Origin of the sequence: Marinobacter mangrovi (genome assembly GCF_016798325.1) — a bacterium.
Classification (GTDB): Bacteria; Pseudomonadota; Gammaproteobacteria; order Pseudomonadales; family Oleiphilaceae; genus Marinobacter_A; species Marinobacter_A mangrovi.
In genome coordinates this window covers 1-12,762 of the sequence record NZ_JAERVO010000006.1, presented here as the reverse complement: position 1 = coordinate 12,762, position 12,762 = coordinate 1, and the positions used below count along the sequence as shown (strand labels likewise).

General features: G+C 52.8%; 16 protein-coding genes. All 16 read left to right on the top strand.

Features of this window, described 5'->3' with window-relative positions:
* Nucleotides 1-38: 38 nt before the first annotated feature.
* The 16 genes from ureA (at nucleotide 39) to JL474_RS16650 (ending at nucleotide 12,229) form a co-directional block, all read left to right on the top strand.
* Nucleotides 39-341: an urease subunit gamma gene (gene ureA / locus JL474_RS16725; RefSeq protein ID WP_111494800.1), complete on the top strand. Its 303-nt coding sequence runs from the start codon at nucleotides 39-41 to the stop codon at nucleotides 339-341.
* 11 nt (nucleotides 342-352) lie between these two features.
* Complete coding sequence (locus tag JL474_RS16720; RefSeq protein ID WP_203142984.1) at nucleotides 353-685, top strand: urease subunit beta; 333 nt, start codon at nucleotides 353-355, stop codon at nucleotides 683-685.
* Entirely contained in the window at nucleotides 682-2,385 is a 1,704-nt protein-coding gene (ureC, locus tag JL474_RS16715) for an urease subunit alpha (protein ID WP_203142983.1), read from the top strand. Before JL474_RS16720 ends, ureC begins: the two co-directional genes overlap by 4 nt.
* A gap of 10 nt (nucleotides 2,386-2,395) precedes the next feature.
* Nucleotides 2,396-2,950 (top strand): urease accessory protein UreE, encoded by a 555-nt coding sequence (ureE, locus tag JL474_RS16710; protein WP_203142982.1) that lies wholly within the window; start codon nucleotides 2,396-2,398, stop codon nucleotides 2,948-2,950.
* Nucleotides 2,940-3,629 (top strand): urease accessory protein UreF, encoded by a 690-nt coding sequence (locus JL474_RS16705; protein ID WP_203142981.1) that lies wholly within the window; start codon nucleotides 2,940-2,942, stop codon nucleotides 3,627-3,629. Before ureE ends, JL474_RS16705 begins: the two co-directional genes overlap by 11 nt.
* A gap of 174 nt (nucleotides 3,630-3,803) precedes the next feature.
* Complete coding sequence (gene ureG / locus JL474_RS16700; RefSeq protein ID WP_131483882.1) at nucleotides 3,804-4,442, top strand: urease accessory protein UreG; 639 nt, start codon at nucleotides 3,804-3,806, stop codon at nucleotides 4,440-4,442.
* 48 nt (nucleotides 4,443-4,490) lie between these two features.
* Entirely contained in the window at nucleotides 4,491-5,063 is a 573-nt protein-coding gene (locus tag JL474_RS16695) for a HupE/UreJ family protein (protein ID WP_203142980.1), read from the top strand.
* 329 nt (nucleotides 5,064-5,392) lie between these two features.
* Entirely contained in the window at nucleotides 5,393-6,175 is a 783-nt protein-coding gene (locus JL474_RS16690) for a nuclease-related domain-containing protein (RefSeq protein WP_203142979.1), read from the top strand.
* Between the two features lie 19 nt (nucleotides 6,176-6,194).
* A complete protein-coding gene (locus JL474_RS16685) occupies nucleotides 6,195-6,539 on the top strand; it encodes a hypothetical protein (protein WP_203142978.1) in 345 nt (114 codons plus the stop codon).
* Between the two features lie 9 nt (nucleotides 6,540-6,548).
* A complete protein-coding gene (locus JL474_RS16680) occupies nucleotides 6,549-7,178 on the top strand; it encodes an ABC-three component system protein (protein ID WP_236012334.1) in 630 nt (209 codons plus the stop codon).
* Nucleotides 7,178-7,672, top strand: coding sequence for an ABC-three component system middle component 5 (locus tag JL474_RS16675; protein WP_203142977.1), 495 nt, complete (start codon nucleotides 7,178-7,180; stop codon nucleotides 7,670-7,672). Before JL474_RS16680 ends, JL474_RS16675 begins: the two co-directional genes overlap by 1 nt.
* Nucleotides 7,665-9,581 (top strand): hypothetical protein, encoded by a 1,917-nt coding sequence (locus JL474_RS16670; RefSeq protein WP_203142976.1) that lies wholly within the window; start codon nucleotides 7,665-7,667, stop codon nucleotides 9,579-9,581. The genes JL474_RS16675 and JL474_RS16670 overlap by 8 nt, the downstream gene beginning before the upstream one ends.
* An 856-nt stretch (nucleotides 9,582-10,437) precedes the next feature.
* Nucleotides 10,438-10,893 carry a transposase gene (locus JL474_RS16665; protein WP_236012333.1) on the top strand — a complete coding sequence of 152 codons (456 nt, stop codon included), beginning with the start codon at nucleotides 10,438-10,440 and terminating at the stop codon, nucleotides 10,891-10,893.
* A 116-nt stretch (nucleotides 10,894-11,009) separates the two neighbouring features.
* Entirely contained in the window at nucleotides 11,010-11,234 is a 225-nt protein-coding gene (locus JL474_RS16660; RefSeq protein WP_203142975.1) for a hypothetical protein, read from the top strand.
* 140 nt (nucleotides 11,235-11,374) lie between these two features.
* Nucleotides 11,375-11,818, top strand: coding sequence for a hypothetical protein (locus tag JL474_RS16655; protein ID WP_203142974.1), 444 nt, complete (start codon nucleotides 11,375-11,377; stop codon nucleotides 11,816-11,818).
* A 141-nt stretch (nucleotides 11,819-11,959) separates the two neighbouring features.
* Nucleotides 11,960-12,229, top strand: a complete 270-nt coding sequence (locus tag JL474_RS16650) for a transposase (RefSeq protein WP_236012332.1) — start codon at nucleotides 11,960-11,962, stop codon at nucleotides 12,227-12,229.
* The last annotated feature ends 533 nt before the right edge of the window (nucleotides 12,230-12,762 follow it).

Genomic DNA, 12,762 nt, shown 5'->3' with positions numbered 1-12,762 from the left:
AAAGACAAAAGAACATCGCAAACAACGGAGTTACGACGATGGAACTCACCCCCAGAGACAAAGACAAGCTGATGCTGTTCACCGCAGCTCTGCTCGCCGAGCGTCGCAAGGCCAAGGGCCTCAAGCTCAACTACCCGGAATCCGTGGCCCTGATCAGCGCCGAAATCCTCGAGGGCGCCCGCGAAGGCCGCACCGTCGCGGAACTCATGAGCCTGGGCACCGAAGTGCTGACCCGGGACGACGTGATGGAAGGCGTCGCGGAAATGGTCGACGAAGTCCAGGTGGAAGCGACGTTCCCAGATGGAACGAAGCTGGTCACCGTTCATAACCCGATTGTGTAAGGAGCCCGCAGATGATTCCCGGCGAATACCAGATCAAGGACGGCGACATCGAGCTCTGCGCCGGCCGCGAGCGCATCACCGTCGAGGTGGGCAACACCGGCGACCGCCCGGTGCAGATCGGCTCCCACTACCACTTTGCCGAAGCCAACCCGGCGCTCACCTTTGACCGCAAGAAGGCCACCGGCTACCGGCTGGACATCGCCGCCGGCACCGCGATCCGCTTCGAGCCGGGCCAGACCCGCGAAGTCACCCTGATTCCCTACGCGGGCAAGCGCGAGATCTACGGCTTCCGGGGCGAGGTCATGGGCGCCGTGGACAAGAAGAAAGCAGGAGGCCAGCCATGAAGATTTCCCGTCAGGCCTACGCCGACATGTACGGCCCCACCGTGGGCGACCGCGTGCGGCTCGGGGACACCGAACTCTGGATCGAGGTCGAGAAAGACCACACCCACTACGGCGACGAGGTTAAATTCGGCGGCGGCAAAGTCATCCGTGACGGTATGGGTCAGAGCCAGCGCTGCGACGACGCCGTCATGGACACCGTCATCACCAACGCCCTGATCCTCGACTGGTGGGGCGTCGTCAAGGCGGACGTGGGCATCCAGAAAGGCCGCATCGCCGCCATCGGCAAGGCCGGTAACCCGGACACCCAGCCGGACGTCGAGATCGTCATCGGCCCGGGCACCGAAATCATCGCCGGGGAGGGCAAGATCCTCACCGCCGGCGGCATCGACCCGCACATTCACTTCATCTGCCCACAACAGGTGGAAGAAGCCCTGATGAGCGGCATCACCACCATGCTCGGCGGCGGCACCGGGCCGGCCACCGGCACCAATGCCACCACCTGCACGCCGGGCCCCTGGCACATCGGCAAAATGCTCCAGGCGGTGGACACGCTGCCCATGAACATCGGCTTCCTCGGCAAGGGCAACGCCTCCTTGCCGGAAGCGCTGGAAATCCAGGTGGAAGCGGGCGTGATCGGCCTCAAGCTGCACGAAGACTGGGGCACCACGCCGGCCGCCATCGACAACTGCCTGACCGTCGCCGACAAGTACGACGTGCAGGTGGCGATCCACACCGACACCCTGAACGAATCCGGCTTCGTCGAAGACACCCTGGCCGCGTTCAAGGATCGCTGCATCCACACCTTCCACACCGAAGGGGCGGGCGGTGGCCACGCGCCGGACATCATCACCGCATGCTCGAAAGCCAACGTGCTGCCGTCGTCCACGAACCCGACGCGGCCCTACACGGTGAACACCATCGACGAGCACCTGGACATGCTCATGGTCTGCCACCACCTGGACCCGAACATCCCGGAAGACGTGGCCTTCGCCGACTCCCGCATCCGCCGCGAGACCATCGCCGCCGAGGACATCCTTCACGACATGGGCGTGATCTCCATGATCTCTTCCGACTCCCAGGCCATGGGCCGGGTGGGCGAGGTCATCTGCCGCACCTGGCAGACCGCCCACAAGATGAAAGTCCAGCGCGGCCTGCTGCCGGAAGACCAGGAACTGGGCGCCGACAACTTCCGCGCCAAGCGCTACATCGCCAAGTACACCATCAACTCCGCCATCACCCACGGCATCGCGCACGATGTGGGCTCGGTGGAAGTGGGCAAGCTGGCGGACCTGGTGCTGTGGAGCCCGGCCTTCTTCGGCGTGAAGCCCGCCACCATCATCAAGGGCGGCATGATCGCCGCGGCGCCGATGGGCGACCCGAACGCCTCCATCCCCACGCCGCAGCCGGTGCACTACCGCCCCATGTTCGGCGCCTTCGGCAAGGCCGCCAGTGCCACCCGCCTGACCTTCGTCAGCCAGGCCGCATTGGACGCCGGCATCGACAAGGCTCTGGGGCTGGACAGCCCGCTGTCTGCCTGCAAAGGCGTGCGCCAGGTGCGCAAGGGCGACATGAAACTCAACGACGCCTGCCCGACGCTGACCGTCGACCCGCAGACCTACGAGGTCCACGCCGACGGCGAACTGCTCACCTGCGAGCCGGCCACCGAGCTGCCGCTGGCCCAGCGCTATCACCTGTTCTGAGGACGCCCGCATGATTGAACTGACACAACGTATCGCCCCGGTCGAGCCCGCGGAAATCTTCGACAGCCTGACCCTGCCGTTCGAGCTGCGCATCCGCGGCCGCCTGCGGGCCACCACCGACAACGGCACCGATGTGGGCCTGTTCCTGGATCGCGGCCCCGTGCTGCGGGACGGCGACTGCCTGCAATCCGCCGGCGGCGAAGTGGTCCGCATCCGCGCCGCCGACGAGCCGGTGGTCACCGCCCAGATCCCGGCGGGCCTGCCGCTGGCGCGCCTGTGCTACCACCTGGGCAACCGCCACGTACAGCTGGCCATCGGCACCATCGATGAGCAGACCGGCTGGGTCCGCTTCCCGCCGGACCACGTGCTGGAAGAACTGGCCGAACGCCTCGGCGCCACCCTGAAGCACCACCAGGCCCCGTTCGATCCCGAGCCGGGCGCCTATTCCCAGGCGGGGCATTCCCACGGTCACAGTCATGGCCATGGACACAGCCACGGCCATTCGCACGATCACGACCACGATCACCCGCACAGCCATGGACACGGGAGCGACCATGTCCACTGAGGCATCGCCCATGGCGGATCTCAGCCTGCTCGGCCTGCTGCAACTGGTCAGCCCGGCGCTGCCCATCGGGGCCTTTGCCTGGTCCCAGGGGCTGGAAAGCGCCTTCGAGCTGGACTGGGTGCGCAACGAGGCCGACCTGGGCCAGTGGCTGGCGGGCGTGCTGGACGACGGCCTCACCCGCTGCGAACTGCCCGTGCTGGCACGCCAGCAACAGGCCTGGGCCGACGGCGACGCCGCGACCCTGGCGCAGTGGAACGACTGGCTCCACGCCACCCGGGAAACCGCCGAGCTGAGCGACGAGGACGTCCGCCTGGGCTCCGCCCTCACGCGCCTGCTCACCAGCCTGGAGCTGATGCCGGAAGACGGCCAGATGCCCCACGAGCCGGGTTACGTCACCGTCTTCGCCTGGGCCGCGCACCAGCGCCACGTGCCCGTGCGCCAGACCCTGCTCGGCTTCGCCTGGGCCTGGCTGGAAAACCAGCTCGCCGTGGCCTGCAAGGCGCTGCCCCTCGGGCACACCGCCGCCCAGCGGCTGACCGAACAACTGCGCCCGGCACTGGTGAGGGCCGTGGATAACGCACTGGTGCTGAAGGACGACGAACTGGGCCCGATCCTGCCGGGTCTGGCACTCGCGTCCGCGCACCACGAAACACAGTATTCAAGACTGTTCAGAAGTTAGGAGGGCTTCGACTGAGGTGCGCAGACAGGCACCCAGCTTCCGGGACGCGCTATACATACGTCCCTGTACGCTACCCACAGCATCCCTGCTGTGGGATGTCCCGGAAGCTGGATGCCTGACTGCTTCGACGCCCGGTGGAGGCCTTTGAAAACAAACAACGATGAGGAACACACCATGAAACATTGTCTGCGAGTCGGGGTCGGTGGCCCTGTCGGTTCCGGTAAAACCGCCCTGCTGCGCCAGCTCTGCCTGGCCCTGCGCGACCACTACAACATCGCCGTGGTCACCAACGACATCTACACCCGGGAAGACGCCGACTTCCTGCTGCGCCACGAAGCCCTGGAAGCCGACCGCATCCTCGGCGTAGAAACCGGCGGCTGCCCGCACACCGCCATCCGTGAGGACGCCTCCATGAACCTGGCGGCCATCGACGACCTCCAGTCCCGCCACCCGGACCTGGAGCTGGTGCTGGTGGAATCCGGCGGCGACAACCTCTCCGCCACCTTCAGCCCGGAACTGTCGGACCTCACCCTGTACGTCATCGACGTCTCCGCCGGCGACAAAATCCCCCGCAAGGGTGGGCCGGGCATCACCAAGTCAGACCTGCTGATCATCAACAAGATCGACATCGCCGAACAGGTCCACGCCTCACTGGAGGTGATGGATCGGGACTCCAAAAAGATGCGCGGCGAGCGGCCGTTCGTGTTCACCAACCTGTACGACGGGGTAGGGCTGGACACCATCATCAGCTTCATTCTGGAACGCGGGATGTTGCCGGAACGCCGCCCCGAGAAAATCGAAGCCTCAGCCTGAGATCGGCCCACACCAAACAAATTGGATTGCAGTTAAACGGAGATAACCATGACACGACTCACCAAAACCCTGCTCACCGCCGGCCTCATGCTGACCGCCACCGCCGCGTCTGCCCACCCGGGCCACGGCCAGGGCGGCTTCACCAGCGGCCTGCTGCACCCCATGCTGGGCCTCGACCACCTGCTGGCCATGGCCGCCATCGGCTTCTGGAGCATGCGCCAGAGCGGCTGGATGAAACGCGGCACGCCGCTGTTCATGATCGGCGGCATGTTCCTGGGAGCAGGCTTGGCCTTCGCGGGTCTGAGCATCCCGGGCGTTGAAACCGGCATTGCGCTGTCCGTCATGCTGGCAGGCGTACTGATCGCCACCCTGGCCAAACTGCCGACCGCCGTGGGCGGCTCGCTGGTCGCCGCCTTCATGATCTTCCACGGCTACGCCCACGGCGCTGAAATGCCGGCGGGCTCTCACTTCATGGCGTACATGGCCGGCTTCGGCATCGCCACCCTGATCATCGCCTTTGCTGGTCGTGGTCTCGGCGCGCTGCTGATGAAAACCGACAACCGCGTTTCCCAGGCCATTGGCGCAGCCCTGGCAGCAACTGGAGCTTTCCTAGTAGCTTGAGGCCTGCTTTCTAAGCCTCTCTCCCCTGGTGGGGTGGAGGCGGATAGACACGAAGCACCGCTTCGTCCGCCGGAACGCCCATTGCCTCAGGCAATGGGCCGGGGCGCGGAGCGGAGGTTTGGAGAGAGGGGGAGCAGGCCTCAGCCTGCCTCTTTCTTATATGACCCAGCTCAACTTTAACAACATTTTGCGCCCAACCACCCCGCCAACATTTGCTCCCTACCTTTTCCCTCGCTATAAACAACATTAACTTTCAGAAAGCTTAAGCGCTCAATCACCACTCGCACGACAGCCAGGCAAGGAGTCAGCACTGGCTGAGGACAACAAAAATGGACTTTGCTCCCGTCTTACAACCGTTAATCCACGCCCTCTGGTACCTCATCCCGCTGGCCATCCTCGGCGGCATTCTCAAATCGCCACAGTTCAAGGGTTGGGTCGGCGAAAGCCTGGTTAACCTCTCGGTACGCCTGTTTCTCGACAAGAACACTTATCACCTGATCCGCAACGTCACCCTGCCCACCGAAGACGGCACCACCCAGATCGATCACATCATCGTGTCGCCCTACGGCGTGTTCGTCGTGGAAACCAAGAACATGAAAGGGTGGATTTTCGGGAGTCCCCATCAACGGTATTGGACACAGAAGATCTATAAGCATTCGCAGAAGTTTCAGAATCCACTGCATCAGAACTACAAGCATGTGAAAACGATTCAGGCACTGCTGGGGCTGAGTGGTGCGCAGGTGCATTCGGTGGTGGTGTTTGTGGGGGATGCGGCTTTTAAGACGGAGATGCCGGGGAATGTGACGCGTGGCGGTGGGTATCTGCGGTTTATCAAATCCTATGATGAAGCGGTGCTGGCTGCGGAAGAAGTCAGTCAGGTCTTGGAGAAAATCGATTCGGGGCGCCTGAAGTCTTCCTTCAAGACGCATCGGGAACATGTGAAGCACGTCCAGAGCATTGTTGAAGAGAAAGAGAATGCGGTTCGCTGCCCGAAGTGCCAGGGCGATATGGTTCGGCGTGTCGTGAAACGCGGCGAGAACGTTGGGAAGGAGTTTTGGGGGTGTTCAGCGTTTCCGAAGTGTCGGGGAATGCTGAATTTTCAGGCGGAGTAGGGAGAACAGGAAGATTAATATGGATTGGGGACAAGCTCTTAAAATTGGTGGGCCTGCAACGGTCGCCGCCTTTGTGTTTTATAAGTTGATTTCCACCTATTTAATTGAATCCAAGCTAATTGAAACTAATTTGATAGTTAATATTGTCCTACTGGTTTTCGTTTTTTTATTTTGTTTATTCTTAGCTTGGCTTTTAATTCCTCGGAAGGTGAAGGGCGATGGTTCTAATAAAAAAGACTTTGTTAACAATGAGATAGAAGAAAATTATTCTAATTCTGATATAAATATTGGTAAACAAACTGGTGCTTTTCGAGGTAATAAAATAAAAAAAAATAAATCTGGTGGCGACATTAATATTGGATAAGGGTTTTTGATGGCTCAAAAGGACAATTTTCCGATGCCTAGTCCCGGAGATGGTAGAGTACCTAAGAGTATCGCTATTACGGGAAACGATATAAGCGGAAATGATATTGGTGGAGACCTTAATGTTGGATCTACCATTGTCAAGCTTCCCTCATTTGATGTTTCGGTAGGAGCGGGTGCGCTAAAGGATCTGATTAAAAAACATAATGAGCTCGCAGAAGACAGCCCAGAGTATATCTTTCTGATAGAGCAGCTTCAGAGCAAAATTAAAGCCTGTGAATCGAGAAAGATGATCGGTCTTGAAGGCAAGCTGAAAAAGGCTGGTAAGAAAATATATTATGATCAGGCACTAGTCTCTAGTCAGAAGGCTTCAAAAACAATAACTAGATTTCAGCACGTTAAGTCCTATCAGATTATTTTTAATCACGTCTTGGGCCTTATTTTGACCAGGTTCAACTCATATATTCTTCCGCTAATTAAAAACGGTACCGATGACGTGACTTTAAAGTCTGCCATAAATACTACTATCGTAGAGCCTCTATATCAGGAAGTGTCAATGGCGGGCGGGATGATTTCTGCTGACTTGATAGAGGGTATGCTTTATTTTTTGACCGAGAAGTGTCATGTGGAGTGGGTGTAATGATTTTATATCATCCTGCATACGACGCCTATCACTGCTCATATAGAATATTGAGCATCCTGTATTTTATTGACGATACTTCAATCTCTCATGAAATGATAAGATTCATCGACTTTTATTACCTGTATCCGCATTTGTTAAAGAGGATGGGCTCTCTGCCCAGACCTTTAAATTATAAGAAAAAGATAATTGATAAGTTAGAGGACCCGTTTGAGATAACGCCGAATCCAAGGTTGATGTTTTATGAGCTTGGTAAAACACAAGAATCTGTATTAAAGTCATTAGAGGGTAAATTATTTGTTAATTCGGATAACGGTTTAATTAAGCTGAATATTGAGTCGCTGTCTGAAAGGTTGATTGAATCATTTAACAGCGACGAATTTTTGTCTTGTGACTTTTTTAAAATGCTGCTGGAATCATTTCCTAAAGTAAATCTTGATGGGCCGAATGGTTTTAAATCGAAAAGTGGTTTGATGGAATTTAGATATGGATAAGTCTATTTTTTTTATTGAGAGGCTTGTTGTTAGGAAGTCGGGTCGCCATATATACGATGAAAAGTATCACTTAGGTATAAATGTAATACGAGGCGATCACTCTGTAGGTAAGACCACTATACTGGAAGTTATATTTTATGTTTTGGGTGGTGAAATAAAAGAGAGCCAATGGCTGACGCCCGCCGATCTCTGTGACGATGTGTTGTGTCAGCTAAATATCAATGGCAAGGTGTTTACGCTTAAGCGAGATATTGATAAGAAATCTATACCTCCAATATATATAAGGTCTGGCAACCTAGAACTAAAAGATTGTGAGGCAGAAGCATGGAAAAAATTCGGACCTAGGCGAAGTGAGTCCAATAACAAAGCTTCATTCTCACAGCAGATCTTTGAGCTATTAGGGTGGGACACTCATAAATCTGATGACTATGCGAATTTGACTATGCATCAGATTCTTAGATTCTTGTATGTAGACCAGGAGACTTCTTCTGCAAGGTTATTGCGTGCCGAAGATAACCCAAGAGCTGATAGCGAGGGTATAAGAACTGCAATATTTGAATTCTTGCTGGGCTTGGATAATTTGGATACACACAAGTTGCGGCAAGAGTTGCTTTTAACGGAAAGGCAGTTTGAAAAAATCTCCGCTGACCTTAATGCGATGTATAAATTGATGGGCAGGGATTCGACGCTAACTTCAGAAATTTTAGAAAAGGAGGTGTTTTCGAATCTTGATAGTATTGCACAGTTGAGCGACTTTCCTATTGAAACTAAAGCCGAAACGGATGTCCAAAAAGAAAGAGATAAACGCTTCAGAAAGCTCGATGAAAAAGTTAGGTTATTAAATCGTCAATTGCAAGCTTTTAAACAAGACCTGCTGGTAGTTAACGGTGAAATTGTCGACTGTGAAGCCTACGATCAATCTTTGAAATACCGAAAGAAAAGCTTGTTGGAATCTAGGGTTTCATATGAGGAAATAGGGGTTGTTGAATACAACCATTGCCCTTCGTGTATGAAAGAACTGCAAAATCTGGACGATGACTGTTGCCATTTGTGTCATGCTCCATTAGACGGTTCTCAAATTAACAATAATTATATTGAGCTAATCACGGAAATTGATTTCCAGCTTACTAGCAATCAAAAGGTATTGGATGAGTACCGTGAACATCAATCCGGACTGGCTTCGACAATAAAGATAGCAGAAGGCGAGCTTAAGGTTGCTCAGCAAGAATTAGAATCGATTGCGAAGATGGTAAATATTTCTTCACAAAAAGCGATTGAAAACTCAAGGGAAATTGGTTATCTGGAGTCACAGAATAAGAATCTGGTGAAAATGATGGAGCTCATAAAAGAGCTGGATAAAAATAAAGAGCTCAAGGTTGAGCTGAATGGTAGGATTACTGAAATTAGGAATAAAATAGAAGTGGCCACCAGTTCCAATCAGGCTAGACGAGATAAGGTGATTGCTGGGATCAGCGAAAATATTGTTTCTATCGTTGGAGGCGAGAGGCGCGATAATGGGGACCCGTATGAGGAGGTGTTCGCGGATGCCACTGAGTCTGATATTGAAATTGATTTCGCGAAAGATCGTTATCTAATTGACGGAAGGATTAAATTTTCTGGCAGTTCTAATTTTGTAAAGAAGAATGCTTTCCATTTGGCGGCCTTGAAAGAATCGTTGGATGACCCTGAGTATCGATTGCCACGTTTTTTGATGCTTGACGCTATAGAAAATGGAGGTATGAAGCCTTATCGTAGCCATAATTTTCAAAAAACGATTTTTAATCTGTTCAGAGATCGAAAAGATTTTCAGTTAATATTCTGTACGTCAATGGTTCTTGATGAGCTAAATAACGAAATTTATGGCGTTGGGCCATATTATGAAGGCAATGTTCTAAATTTACAAAAATAAAAAGTGTCAGGGCGCATATTTATTAAAAAAGAGTAGTTTAATTTTTTAGATGATAGTGTCGTATTGCTTCTTCTATCCTCGATAAAATGCTGTCGAAGTTATTAAAATTTATATTTTTCCAGTTTGGCTGCACAACTTTTTGGTGATACGTTTTGGTGATACGCGGGGTCAGGTCTTGCGTTTTGCCCCGCCTTGCCATTTCGTTGTGATGACCGCAGTCTATTCTCGCCCAAAGTAGAACCACGGAAGGAGCCAAGGAATGGCCAGACCGTTGCGACTGGAGTTTGCCGGCGCGTTGAGGGAGCGGCGGGGGGGCAAGTCTTGCGTTTTGCCCCTCCTTGCCATTTCTAACGATGGGGTTAGTTCAATCTAACCCCGTGTTTCTTTGTTGCTCAATGCCTAGCTCATTCCTGCAGGGCCATTGCCACCTGATGGTTCAACGTTGTTGTATTCGAGCTTGCCGTGATCACAACAATTGGTTGTTTCGCAATGCCTGCAGACGCATATAGATTTGCATTCATGCGGGGGGGAGTCGTGGCCGGGCGAACGGCACTGTTTATTAGGGTCAGTGACTAACTTCTTTCCACATGAACCGCAAACCAGAATGTGATGCTTCTCATTATATTTAGCGGCAATGTATGTCTTTTCCATAATGGCGCGTCTCATTCATTAAATGGCTGATGACTATAACACGAGCAATTAATGGGGGCAGAATTAATGGGGTCTACCTTTGAATTTAATAAAAGGTGTCAGGGCGCATATTTATTGACCAACTCTGACGACCAATCCCCATTGCGCTAGAATCCGCAAAGCCAAAGGATTTGGCTTCAAAGTGGATCAAAACACGGATGTCGCAATGCCCAGGAAGACACGGATGTATCTCCCCGGCGTTCCGGTGCACGTTGTCCAGCGTGGGCACAATCGGTATGCCTGTTTCTTTGCGGATGAGGATTTCCGCTACTACCAACACCTGCCCGCCGAAGGCATGAAACGGTATGGCGCCGAACTCCATGCCTATTGCCTGATGACCAACCACGTTCATCTGCTATTCACGCCCCACCAGCCCGACAGCCTCTCCCGGCTGATGCAGCACGTGGGCAGTTTGTACGTCCGCTATATCAATCGCACATATCGCCGATCAGGCACGCTCTGGGAAGGGCGGCACAAGGGCAGTCTGGTGGATGCGGAAAATTATCTGCTCAGTTGTTATTGCTACATCGCGCTGAATTCAAGCGCCCGGGATGAAACCTGCGTATATGTTCCCTTGAGCGGCATAATGACTCGTGCGGAGTGGTTAGATCAGAAGCTGTAAACTTGCCTTTCCGCCCAAGTTAACTTATTGGAAACGTATTTAAATCAAAATATTACAGAAAACCCGATGTCGATCGGGCACGATTCCCTTACGACGTCCATTTGCAGGAGAAGGCAATGAGCAGTACGAAGGAAATCGTTCGGGAGAAGGGCGGTTATGCGGTTGTAAAGATTACTGAGTTGGATGAAGAGGGTAACCCTATTGGCGTGTCTTATGTGATCGTTGACCCTAGCGGTCGGGTGGTCGAGTCGGGTCTTTCATATGATGATGCGTTGAGACGACTCGAAGAGCTAGGCGAAGATTTTGAACCACCTACGCCGGGCCCCAGTATGGGCATGTAATGTTTACTGGGAGGGAGGCATTGCCTCCCTCCTTAGATTACGGGCGTAGAAAACGGGATTTATAGTAATTAATGGATTAGAGCACATATTTATTAAAGAGTGGTCGGGCGGTTGCTTTAATGAATGGTTATGGAATTTTTATGGATCCTATTCAAGCAGGTATTTTTGAAGTAGAAAGACAGGCAAAGAAAGCGAAGTTTAATGTGTCCGTGTTCTGCGCCTCGATGAGGGAAAGTTCGAGGGGTTTCTCTAAGATTCGAGAAGATGACATGGATTTTGATCGTAAGCTTAAAGATAAGATAGGTCAAGCTCTGTCGGAAAAGAGCGGGGACGAAGCCTATCCCTCTTATTGGGCTTTTCGCGCCGATTCTCACGCTATATCTATGGGAACGTTTAGCAAGCTCTATTCCGCAATGATTGCGGCTCTGGGTTTATCGTGCACCTATCTTTTTGCGAATGATCATATGCCGCTCTTAGTCGCCTCTGTGATTTTTTTATTTATTTTAACGAAAGCGAAATGGGGTATAGATAAATATTGTGAAACTTTAAATAAAATTTCGCTTGCTTTGGCAAATTTAAAATAAATAAACGGGACGTCGGGGTCACGGGACGCGGGACGTCCGGGACGTCGGGGTCAGGTCTTGCGTTTTGCCCCGCCTTGTCATTTCGTTGTGATGACCGCAGTCTATTCTCGCCCAAAGTAGAACCACGGAAGGAGCCAAGGAATGGCCAGACCGCTGCGACTGGAGTTTGCCGGCGCGTTGTATCACGTGACGTCTCGCGGAAACCGCCGGGAGATGATTTACGAATCAGACGACGACCGCCGCGCCTGGTTGTCGATCCTCGATGAGGTTTGCGAGATCTTCAACTGGGTATGCCACGCCTATTGTTTGATGGGCAATCACTACCACCTGCTGATCGAAACGCCGGAAGGCAATCTATCGAAAGGCATGCGCCAACTGAGAATTAATGGGGTCAGAGTGAATATTTATTGACCACCTCTGACGTCTTACCCGCATTGCGCTAGAATCCGCAAAGTCAAGAATGATAGGGCAGGTCGATTTAATTTTGACCAAATCAACGGGGGCGGATCGCGTATTTTTTGAAATTGGAGATGTGCTTCCTGAGTTCTAGGAGATGTTTTGGTGCTGGATTTTTTGTTCGAATTGGGCTCTAGTTTTTCCTGGATATATAGAGGTTGGATTTACATTATTTCTGCCACATATCGGAATGAAGTAAGGCGGGTTTGGTGCAAGAGAGGACGGACGTTTAAGTATTTTGATATATTTATGTCGGTTCTATTTATTTTTTTAGAGCTGTATGTTTTATTTAGGGTATATGAGTTATCAGTATAAAAAGTGAAGGCGCATATTAATTGACCAACTCTGACGCTAATAAAGATAAATGGGGTCTACCTTTGAATTTAGCAGATCAGTGGATGCGTTCTGTTCTAGACTAGTACCGGTGGCGGAGGTGTGGCTCATGGGGTCCGCGTTCCTCCGTGGCATCGCTCGACTCTGAAATGCCG

Excerpts from the sequence above, each read along its gene's own strand:
- ureA (WP_111494800.1), top strand. The coding sequence starts at position 39 with ATGGAACTCACCCCCAGAGACAAAGACAAGCTGATGCTGTTCACCGCA.
- JL474_RS16720 (WP_203142984.1), top strand. The coding sequence starts at position 353 with ATGATTCCCGGCGAATACCAGATCAAGGACGGCGACATCGAGCTCTGC.
- ureC (WP_203142983.1), top strand. The coding sequence starts at position 682 with ATGAAGATTTCCCGTCAGGCCTACGCCGACATGTACGGCCCCACCGTG.
- ureE (WP_203142982.1), top strand. The coding sequence starts at position 2,396 with ATGATTGAACTGACACAACGTATCGCCCCGGTCGAGCCCGCGGAAATC.
- JL474_RS16705 (WP_203142981.1), top strand. The coding sequence starts at position 2,940 with ATGTCCACTGAGGCATCGCCCATGGCGGATCTCAGCCTGCTCGGCCTG.
- ureG (WP_131483882.1), top strand. The coding sequence starts at position 3,804 with ATGAAACATTGTCTGCGAGTCGGGGTCGGTGGCCCTGTCGGTTCCGGT.
- JL474_RS16695 (WP_203142980.1), top strand. The coding sequence starts at position 4,491 with ATGACACGACTCACCAAAACCCTGCTCACCGCCGGCCTCATGCTGACC.
- JL474_RS16690 (WP_203142979.1), top strand. The coding sequence starts at position 5,393 with ATGGACTTTGCTCCCGTCTTACAACCGTTAATCCACGCCCTCTGGTAC.
- JL474_RS16685 (WP_203142978.1), top strand. The coding sequence starts at position 6,195 with ATGGATTGGGGACAAGCTCTTAAAATTGGTGGGCCTGCAACGGTCGCC.
- JL474_RS16680 (WP_236012334.1), top strand. The coding sequence starts at position 6,549 with ATGGCTCAAAAGGACAATTTTCCGATGCCTAGTCCCGGAGATGGTAGA.
- JL474_RS16675 (WP_203142977.1), top strand. The coding sequence starts at position 7,178 with ATGATTTTATATCATCCTGCATACGACGCCTATCACTGCTCATATAGA.
- JL474_RS16670 (WP_203142976.1), top strand. The coding sequence starts at position 7,665 with ATGGATAAGTCTATTTTTTTTATTGAGAGGCTTGTTGTTAGGAAGTCG.
- JL474_RS16665 (WP_236012333.1), top strand. The coding sequence starts at position 10,438 with ATGCCCAGGAAGACACGGATGTATCTCCCCGGCGTTCCGGTGCACGTT.
- JL474_RS16660 (WP_203142975.1), top strand. The coding sequence starts at position 11,010 with ATGAGCAGTACGAAGGAAATCGTTCGGGAGAAGGGCGGTTATGCGGTT.
- JL474_RS16655 (WP_203142974.1), top strand. The coding sequence starts at position 11,375 with ATGGATCCTATTCAAGCAGGTATTTTTGAAGTAGAAAGACAGGCAAAG.
- JL474_RS16650 (WP_236012332.1), top strand. The coding sequence starts at position 11,960 with ATGGCCAGACCGCTGCGACTGGAGTTTGCCGGCGCGTTGTATCACGTG.